The following is an 8,347-nucleotide window of genomic DNA, read 5'->3' as shown; positions in this document are numbered from 1 at the left end:
TCAGGAAATGGACATGCAGGACGATACTCCGTTGGGTTCAATGGGTGCAGGTGCGAAACCACCGTTCATACCTTTCGCATCGGAAGAAAACCTTGGACAAATTATCGCAAGTGACGTTGTAGGGTTAATAGCTTTACGTACCGGGCAGGCTACCTTGTTGACGAAGATCCCATCGTGGGCAGCCTTCACTACGTATCATCTGGGACGTTCGTTCAAGGATCGCCCGCAGATGAACCATGTCGGCGCGACAACGAAAACCAGTTCATCCACACACCGACGAGAGATCTGGTGGTTATGGAGACGGAGATAAGCAGGCATATGTGGGCGGACCTGAAGTCGGTCCAGCCGACGATTCCGGGGGATCCGACAGACACCGGCTACGGGCCGGGGATGACGAACCCGGTTCAGAACCTAACTTGGTACGAGGCTGTGCTGTTCGCGAACCTTTTGTCGGCCCAAAGGGGCCTGACGCAGTGCTACTACGTTGATGCGTCTTTCAGTTTGCCCCTGGACGCCTCCAATTACACAGTCGGGCCGTTCTACTGCGACTGGGACGCAGAGGGATACCGGCTGCCGTCGGAGGGGGAGTGGGAGTATTTCTGCAGGGCGGGGACCACGACGCCCTTTTGGATCTTGGAACCGAATTACACTTCAGCGGATTGTGATTGGACGTCTGCGCCGGGGATGTACCCCTCACTGGAGACGGCGGCGTGGTTCTGGGGAAACTGTGTTTCACTCTATCCACTCCCCTCGGTAGGGACGAAGACGGCAAATCCTTTAGGGCTGCGGGATGTGCACGGAAATGTGTGGGAATGGTGCTGGGACTGGTACCTGACGGACTACCCGACGTTTCCGGTCACTGACTACCAGGGTCCTGAAACGGGCTCGCTCCGCATGCGCCGGGGAGGGAGCTGGAGCAGCTTCGCTCTGTCATGCCGCTCCGCTTGCCGTGGCCAGATGAGTCCAGGCAACCGTTATTATTTAGTGGGATTCCGTCTGGTTCGAACAGCCCGCTAGGTGGTTTGAACTCCAGCCGGCAAGCTCGGAGAGTAAAGAGGAGGATCGCCCGACGGCGAGTAGGGCTTCTCCTTCGTTTTCAACGCCTGCCGGGCTGCACCGCTGATTTTTCCGGCTGATAGCATCCACGGCGTCGATGGTGTCGCAACCGATCCGGACGACCACGCCGGCGCTCACCGCCAACTGTCCGCCGGCCTTGCTGAAAGGGAACGCCGCACCTACGCCGTTGATCGGTTTCAACCACGCCGACCAGGGAGCGTTGAATTCCGGGTGGTCCTTGCTGTACCGGCAACTCCTGGACTCCCCGAAGCGGATGATGAGTGTCCCCCTTGCCTCGACGCGGTTTGCCGCCAGCCAGGCCTTGTCCAGAATGAACTCATCGGCCGTTAGGGAGAGGTTCCCCCTGTACTCCGTGACCCTGACGAACAGGCTGTAGTTCTCGGCGATGAAAACCCGGTCCCCGCACCGGACCAGCACCTCGCCCCAGTACTTCCGCGCCAGGTTTTCCGGGAGCTTTTGCCGTCCCAATACCTGGGCAGCCACGGGGACCGCCACCCCCGCCAGGATCGTGACCGCGGTTGCCACCATCGTCATTCTGCGCATGTTCCCTTCTCTTCCCCCAATTCCCTTTCCTGCCGCTCTATTGAGCAAAGTGGAGAACGTTATTCATGACAGTCCCCTCCGAGTTCCCGGAGGAAACATTTCCCCAGTCTTTGGGGAAAATCAACGGAACACCAACCGGACCTTCCGCTGTTCCACATCGAATTCGGCCGCGGCGTCGAATTCCTTCCCCGCGCGGGACCTGAGCTTCTTCAGGTCGACCCGTTTCCCGCCCAGGAGGGCGGCCGCCTGCTTCCGCGTGAGCTTCCTCCCGCAGAACTCCTTCCAGACCAGGCTGCGGCACGCGGCGCAGACGAAGGTCTTCGGCAGTTCCTCGATGCGGCCGCCGCAGCGGCATGTCCCGACGTCCCCCGCCCGGGCCTCGATGCTGAGCCCCTTGAGTTCCCGAACCTCTTCCACGATGGCCTTGCGGATTCCGTCCATGAAGGCCCCGTAACCCTCCCGGCCCAGGTTTTTCCGGTAGATCCCTTCCAGTTCGGTCTCCCACCGCCCCGTGGTCTCGGGGTCGGCGACGGGCCGCCCGCGGAGCTTGCCGATCAGCTCCCCGGCTTTCGCCGTGGGCTGGATCGCTTTCTTCACCAGGCCGACGTACTGGACTCTCTTGAGCCGCTCGATGACGGCGGCCCGGGTCGCCGGGGTGCCCAGGCCGAGACGCTCCATGGCGCCGAGGAGGGCGCTTTCGGTGTAGCGCTTCGGCGGGGCGGTCTTCCGCCCCTGCCGCTCCACGCCCGTCCTGGGAACCCGCTCCCCGGCCTCGAGGTCCGGGAGTCTCTGCGCGGCCCCCTCCCCTTCCCCGTCCTCGCCGTCCTCGCCCTTCTCTTCCACCTCTTTCCGGTACAGCGCCTTCCACCCTTCCCGAACCTCCGCGTTGCCCACGGCCCGGGCAGGGTGGGTCCCCACATCCAGGTCCACGGTGGTCCGGTCGTACAGGCAACTCTCCATGAAGGCGCCCAGAAAGCGCCGCTCGATGAGTTCGTAGAGCATCCGGTGCTCGTCCGCCATGACGGCGTTGTCGGGGAAACGTTTCTGCGGGACCAGGGCGTAGTGGTCGGTGAGCTTGGCATTGTCGAACACGCGCCGCCCCGCCGTTTCCACCGCCGCGCACAGTTCCGGGTGTCCCAGCTCCCCCAGGAGACGGCGCACCATCTCCCTCGTCTGCGGGGACTCGTCCAGGTGGTCCGCGTCGGTGCGAGGGTAGGAGACCAGCTTCGCCTCGTAGAGTTCCTGGGCCAGTTCCAGCGTGCGCCCCGCCGTGAGGCCAAGGCGCTCGTTGGCCTCCCGCTGCAGGGACGTGAGGCTGTGCAGCGCGGGGGGGAACTGCTCCTTGCGCTCCGTGCTCACGTTCCGCACGAGCCCTTCCCCGGCGGCCGTCACGTCGGTGAGGGCCTTTTCCGCGACGGCCGGGTCGAAGAATTTCATCTCCCCTGCCCCGTCCGATATCCACCCGGAGAATGCCGACCCGTCCTTCACAAAATCCACCCGGATTTTCCAGAACGGGACAGGCTGGAAGTCCCGGATTTCTTCCTCCCGGTCCACGATGAGCCGGAGGACGGGCGTCTGGACGCGCCCGGCGCTCCAGACGGTCCGGTCGGCGGCCCGGAGGGTCAACAGGCGGGTCAGGTTCACGCCGACGAGCCAGTCGGCGTGCTGCCGGGCCAGGGCGGCCCGGTAGAGGCTCTCGAAGCCATCCCCGGGCTTGAGGTCGGACAGCTCCCGGCGCACGACGTCCACGGAGAGGGCCTCGGAGGTCCACAGGCGCTTGACGGGACCACCGTATCCGGCGTTTTCCACCGCCAGGCGGAAGATCAGCTCCCCTTCCCTGCCCGCGTCGCAGGCGTTCACCACCTCGTCGGCTCCCTGGAGGAGTTCCCGGATGATTCCGGCCTGCTTTTCCTTCCCTTCCGAGGCCCGGTACCGGAACTCCGCGGGGAGCAGGGGCAGCTCGTCGAGGTCCCATCGGTCCCCGTTCTCCTCGATCTCGTAGAGGTGCCCGATGGCCCAGGTCACCACGGTGTCCCCGACGCGGAGCAACCCGTCTTCTTTCTCCGGCCACCCCAGGGCGGCCGCGATGTCCCGGGCCACGGACGGCTTTTCGGCGATAATCACGCGCGGCATGTGCCCTCCTTTGGTTGGATCATGGTCATCTCCAGAATTCCGGCACCTCGAAGTCCTTCAAGAGGGAGAGGGCCTCCAGGAAGGAAGGCTTCCCCACCACGGTGAAGCGGCCGGTGAGGCGGCCGTCGGTGTCGTAACCGGAGGGCTCGAAGCGGTAGAGGGTGTTGACCCGGTACGGCGGGAAGGTGGGGCTGGTGTCGTAGTCGAGCCCGCGGATCTCGGCGATCTCGGCGATTTTTCTACTTTCATCCGGGTACTGGCATACCTGGATCACGATATGTATCGCCCGGGCCACCATCTCCTTGATGGCCCTCGCGGGGATGTCCAGGCCGCTTTGCAGGATGAGGTTCTCCAGCGCCCCCAGGGCGTCGTCGCAACTGTTGGCGTGGACGGTGCCCATCCCGGAGTGGCCGGTGTTGAAGGCCCGCATGAGGTCCAGGGCCTCGGGGCCCCGGACCTCGCCGACGATGACCCACCTGGGGTTCATCCGCAGGCTGTTGCGCACCAGGTCGCGCAGGGTGACCTCCACCTCCCCCTCGTGCACGGCCTTCTTGGCCTCCAGGGGCGCCCAGAGCTCGTTGCGCAGCTGGATCTCCCGGGAGTCCTCCACCGTCACCACGATGTCCCGCTCCGGGATGAAGGCCCCCAGCACGTTCAGGAGCGTCGTCTTGCCGGAGCCGGTCCCCCCGGAGATCAGGATGTTCTTGCCGGACAGGACCAGGCTGCGGAGGATCTCCGCGCCGGCCGGGTCGAAGGAGCCGCCCTCGAGGAGCTGCGCCGCCGTCAGTTTCTCCTTCGTGAAGAGACGGATGGCGACGGCGGCCCCGTCGGCGAAGCAGGGTGGGATGATGACGTTGACCCGGGAGCCGTCGGGCAGCCGGGAGTCCAGGATGGGGTTGTCCGCGTCCAGCCGGCGCTTGATGTGGCGCCCGATGGCTTTCGCGGCCACCATGAGGTCCTCGGCGGACTCCCACCGGGCGGGGGCCCGCTCGGGCTTTCTCCCCTGGCGCTTGACGAAGACCTTCTCGGGGCCGTAGACCAGGATGTCGGTGACATCGGGGTCGCCCAGCCAGGGGGCCACGGGCCCCAGGGTGATCTTGAGCAGGTCGAGGTTGAGGGTGGAGCCGCTCATCGCAGGACCCGGGCGGCCATGAAGACGGAAGCCGCCATCATGGCCTTGACCAGGGACTCGGGGGAGCCGAAGGAGCGGCGGGCGTAGACGGTCTTCCCCGAGTCCCGGTTGTGCACGTAGAACTCCACGCACAGCCCCGGGAGGGATTTTTCGTTCTTCACCGGCACCACGCCCAGCAGGGCCAGGCCCAGCTCGATCCTCCCCGTGTCGCCGAGGCGCAGCCCCGCCTTCTCGAAGGCGGTCTGCGCGCACTTCTTGAAGGCCTCCACGTGGGGCTCCACCTTCTTTGGGAAGCGGAAACGCTTGAGGCAAACCCGGGTGAGCCCCCCGCTGGCATAGCCCTCGTCGTAGAGGTAACCCATGACGGGGTTGCCCAGCAGCTTCGGGTAAAGGCCCCGGGGGAAGAAGAAGCCCACGCTCTCCGGGTCCTGTTTCGCCTCGGCGCTCTTCAGGAAAGGCTCCAGGGCGGTCGCTCTTTTCAGAAGCTCCAGGTCCTGGGGGGTGGGTTGCTCGTTGTCCCGGGCGTTCGTCCAAGCGAACAGCAGGCTCCCCAGGACCACCGCCACCAGAATTCTACTTCTTCGCATAGGCCCGGTCCCTGACCTTGCAGTAGGGGGTGACCGCCACGTCGTCCGTGATATAGACCCGCATCCGGAAGCCCTGGTTGACGGTGACGGTGGGCACGACGTTCTGGTAGCGCCGCAGGATGGTGTCGAGCACCTTGTCCATGTTCTGGTCGGTCTTGTCCACGATGTAGGCCCCGGTCTTCGACTCCGTCTGCGCCGTCGCCGCCGCGCCCAGGCCGTCCAGGAGGCCGAACATCAGGGCCGTCCCGAACTGGAGCATCCAGTGCCGGTTGACCTTGCTGGAAACGCCCAGGGCCCCGGTCTGGTCCAGGGCCTTCAGGGCGTTCACGTTGTAGGGGAACTCCACCGAGACCCCGTCGGGCAGGATCATCCGGTGGAAGAGGATGTACATGCGGTGGGCGCCGGTGTAGTCCACGATTTTCGTTTTCCCGACGACCTTGGTCCCTTGGGGGATGATCACCCACTTCCCGGAGTTGTCCACCAGGTCCCGCACCACCACGGCCAGCACCGGGCTCTCCTCGGTGTCGGAGACGATCCGGTGCAGCAGCACGCACTCCAGGAAGTCCCCCTCGAACATCGTCACGGGGTCGTGGCGGGTGTAGAAGAGCGTCGTCTGGCGCTTCTCGTCTCCTCTCCGCTCGACCTTCGACGCTCCGACGCCCGGCCGGTAGGCGTCCCGGGCGGCCAGTTCCCTCCCCTGCCGGATGTAGGCCCCGGGGTCGTCCTCATTCAAGGGTGGCGCCCCAGCCTCGGGAGGCAGCTCTTCCATCATGGGTTCCTGCATCCGGATCCGGGACCGTCCCGCCGTCGTCGTTCCCCCGGCCCCCTTGGCCGCGCTTTCCCGCTGGTAGACGAACATGGGGGTCTTCTCCTTGTCGTACTCCTCCCGCGCCTTCTCCAGCCGCTGCTTCTCCTCGGCGGGGTTGTCCCCCCGGACGTGGTAGACGCTGCGGGGGTCGCTCTCCTGGCGGGAAGCCCGGGCCTCCTTCTCCCGCCAGTACCGCTCGGCAGCCGACGGGGGGGAGTCCGCCGAGGGCGGGTAGCCCGCCTCCCCCGCCTGGTCCTGCTCGGCCAGGGTCTTCATGTACTCGGAGTACTTCCCCTCCTCCCCGGCCTGGCCCGCCTTCGCCTCCGCCTGCGCGGCCGCCCACGCCCGGTCCGCCTCCGTCTCCGGCGTCGCCCCGGGCTGCCCGCCCAGGACCGCGTCCTTGATGGACTTCTCCTTGGCGGCCGCTTTCGCCTCCGCCTTGGCCGCCTCTTTCTTCTGCAGGTCGAAGTCGGCGTTCGCCTCCGCCCCGGAGCCCCTGAAGGCCCCGGCCGCCAGGGCGACCAGGAACGCCACCAGGACGAAAACACCCACCAGGGCGAAGGTCTGGACGGGGGTGATTCGGGCCTTCTTCTTCTCGGGCTCCGGCTTGTACTCGTGCACGGTGGTTTCCAGGATCGCCTCGATCTCCTCCCGGGAGGGTTTCCCGGTGCGTTCGTCTTCCATGATGCCCCCCCTACTCGATGAGGACGAGGATCTGGGGGTCGATGCCCAGACCGAGTTCCAGCCCGCCCCCCACGGCCTGACAGACGAGGAGGTAGTACCGGGTTTCCCCTGGCCCGTCGTGGCCGTCACAGGCCGAGGCGCACTCCTGGCAGTCCCAGTTCAGGTTCACGGCGAACACGGAGCCATCCTTGCACGTGCACTCCCGCACCAGCCAGACGTTTTGAGGGACTTCCTGCGCGTCCTCGGCCTGGAGCATCCCGCTCTGAACCGAAGCCGCCAGCTCGGGAATATTCTGAATGTCCTTGAGCACGATGCGGGTCCCCCCCGTCGCCCCGTCGCACTCGAAGCCCTTGACCTTGAAGAGGGGCGGGTCGGTCTCGGAGAGGGTCAACAGGTGCCGCCCGTCGATCCACTCCTCGCGCTCGTACTGCTGGGCCGTCGCCCAGCCGATGCCGGTCACGCCCAGGATGATGAGGAGAAGGGTTCTCTTCATGGCTGTCCTCCCCTACTTCCGCCGGATCTCGCAGACCGTCTCGCCGGACTTGAGGAAGAGCTTCTCCTTCCCCTGGATCACCCGGTGGACCTGGAAGTACTCCCCCAGGTCCACGTACTTCACCGGCTCCAGCTCCTTCGGGGAGTCCTTCTTCGCCACGAAGACGCCGGGCTTGGCCTGGCACCTCGGGAGCCAGATGTAGGTGAAGGTGCCGTCGTCCACCACCTTGTCCACGCTGAAGGGGTTGCCCTCCATCGCGTAGGCCGTGTTGGCGGCCTGGAGCACGTCCTTCTGGGTCTTGTCCACCTCGGCGTCCTTCTCCTTCTCCTTGACGGCCTCCATGCTCTGGAGCCGCTCCCGCACCAGCTTCGACGCCTCCCGGGCGACCTTCTGCCTGAAAAAGGTCTCGTCGTGGACGTCGATGATGACCATCTCGTCCACCTCCTCCGCAGGCTTCGTGGAGATGTGGAAGGTGAAGAGCTTCTCGTTGGTGGTGAAGACGATGACGGAGGTCTCCTTCCCCTCGGCCAGGGGTTTCACGACGCCGATCTTGCCGTTGGACTGCCCGAAGAAGAACTTGCTGTCCGAGACCACGAAGTCCTGGATCTCCCACCCCTCGGGGAGCTGGAAGGCCGTCCCGATCCCCACGGCGGCGGCCACCTCGTAAACCTTGGTCCGGTTGTCCCCGTCGAAGTTGCAGACCTTCGTCCGGGGGGTCTTGGCGTAGGCAAGCGTGGCGATCGCGGCCGCGATCGTCAGCGTTATCAGGGCTCGTTTCATTTCGAATCCTCCTTGGTGTCCGTTTCCTGGAACGGGGTCTCGTTGTACTCGATCACCACCAGGCCGTGGGGGTTCTCCACGGTCCGGGGGACGGGCTTGTACTTGACGAA

At 65.4% G+C, this 8,347-nt stretch carries 8 protein-coding genes; 1 reads left to right on the top strand and 7 read right to left on the bottom strand.

Annotation, left to right across the window (positions count from 1 at the left end; all coding sequences use genetic code 11):
- Positions 1–174: 174 nt before the first annotated feature.
- Positions 175–1,017 (top strand): SUMF1/EgtB/PvdO family nonheme iron enzyme, encoded by an 843-nt coding sequence (locus tag KA419_20935; GenBank protein ID MBP7868401.1) that lies wholly within the window; start codon positions 175–177, stop codon positions 1,015–1,017.
- Here KA419_20935 and KA419_20930 read toward each other — a convergent pair.
- The 7 genes from KA419_20930 to KA419_20900 all read right to left on the bottom strand — a co-directional run bounded on the left by KA419_20930 (position 982) and on the right by KA419_20900 (position 8,237).
- A complete protein-coding gene (locus tag KA419_20930; protein MBP7868400.1) occupies positions 982–1,620 on the bottom strand; it encodes a hypothetical protein in 639 nt (212 codons plus the stop codon). The two genes, KA419_20935 and KA419_20930, sit on opposite strands and share 36 nt — an antisense overlap.
- Positions 1,621–1,740: 120 nt before the next feature.
- Positions 1,741–3,753, bottom strand: coding sequence for a type IA DNA topoisomerase (locus KA419_20925; protein MBP7868399.1), 2,013 nt, complete (start codon positions 3,751–3,753; stop codon positions 1,741–1,743).
- A 25-nt stretch (positions 3,754–3,778) separates the two neighbouring features.
- Positions 3,779–4,885: a CpaF family protein gene (locus tag KA419_20920; GenBank protein ID MBP7868398.1), complete on the bottom strand. Its 1,107-nt coding sequence runs from the start codon at positions 4,883–4,885 to the stop codon at positions 3,779–3,781.
- Complete coding sequence (locus tag KA419_20915; protein ID MBP7868397.1) at positions 4,882–5,472, bottom strand: hypothetical protein; 591 nt, start codon at positions 5,470–5,472, stop codon at positions 4,882–4,884. Before KA419_20915 ends, KA419_20920 begins: the two co-directional genes overlap by 4 nt.
- Complete coding sequence (locus KA419_20910; protein MBP7868396.1) at positions 5,459–6,964, bottom strand: TrbI/VirB10 family protein; 1,506 nt, start codon at positions 6,962–6,964, stop codon at positions 5,459–5,461. Before KA419_20910 ends, KA419_20915 begins: the two co-directional genes overlap by 14 nt.
- A 10-nt stretch (positions 6,965–6,974) precedes the next feature.
- On the bottom strand, positions 6,975–7,457 hold the full coding sequence (locus KA419_20905) for a hypothetical protein (GenBank protein ID MBP7868395.1): 483 nt from the start codon (positions 7,455–7,457) through the stop codon (positions 6,975–6,977).
- Between the two features lie 12 nt (positions 7,458–7,469).
- Entirely contained in the window at positions 7,470–8,237 is a 768-nt protein-coding gene (locus tag KA419_20900; protein MBP7868394.1) for a TrbG/VirB9 family P-type conjugative transfer protein, read from the bottom strand.
- Positions 8,238–8,347 lie beyond the last annotated feature (110 nt).

Source organism: Acidobacteriota bacterium (assembly GCA_018001935.1).
Lineage (GTDB): Bacteria > Acidobacteriota > JAAYUB01 > JAAYUB01 > JAAYUB01 > JAGNHB01.
This window is presented reverse-complemented; position numbering and strand designations above follow the sequence as displayed.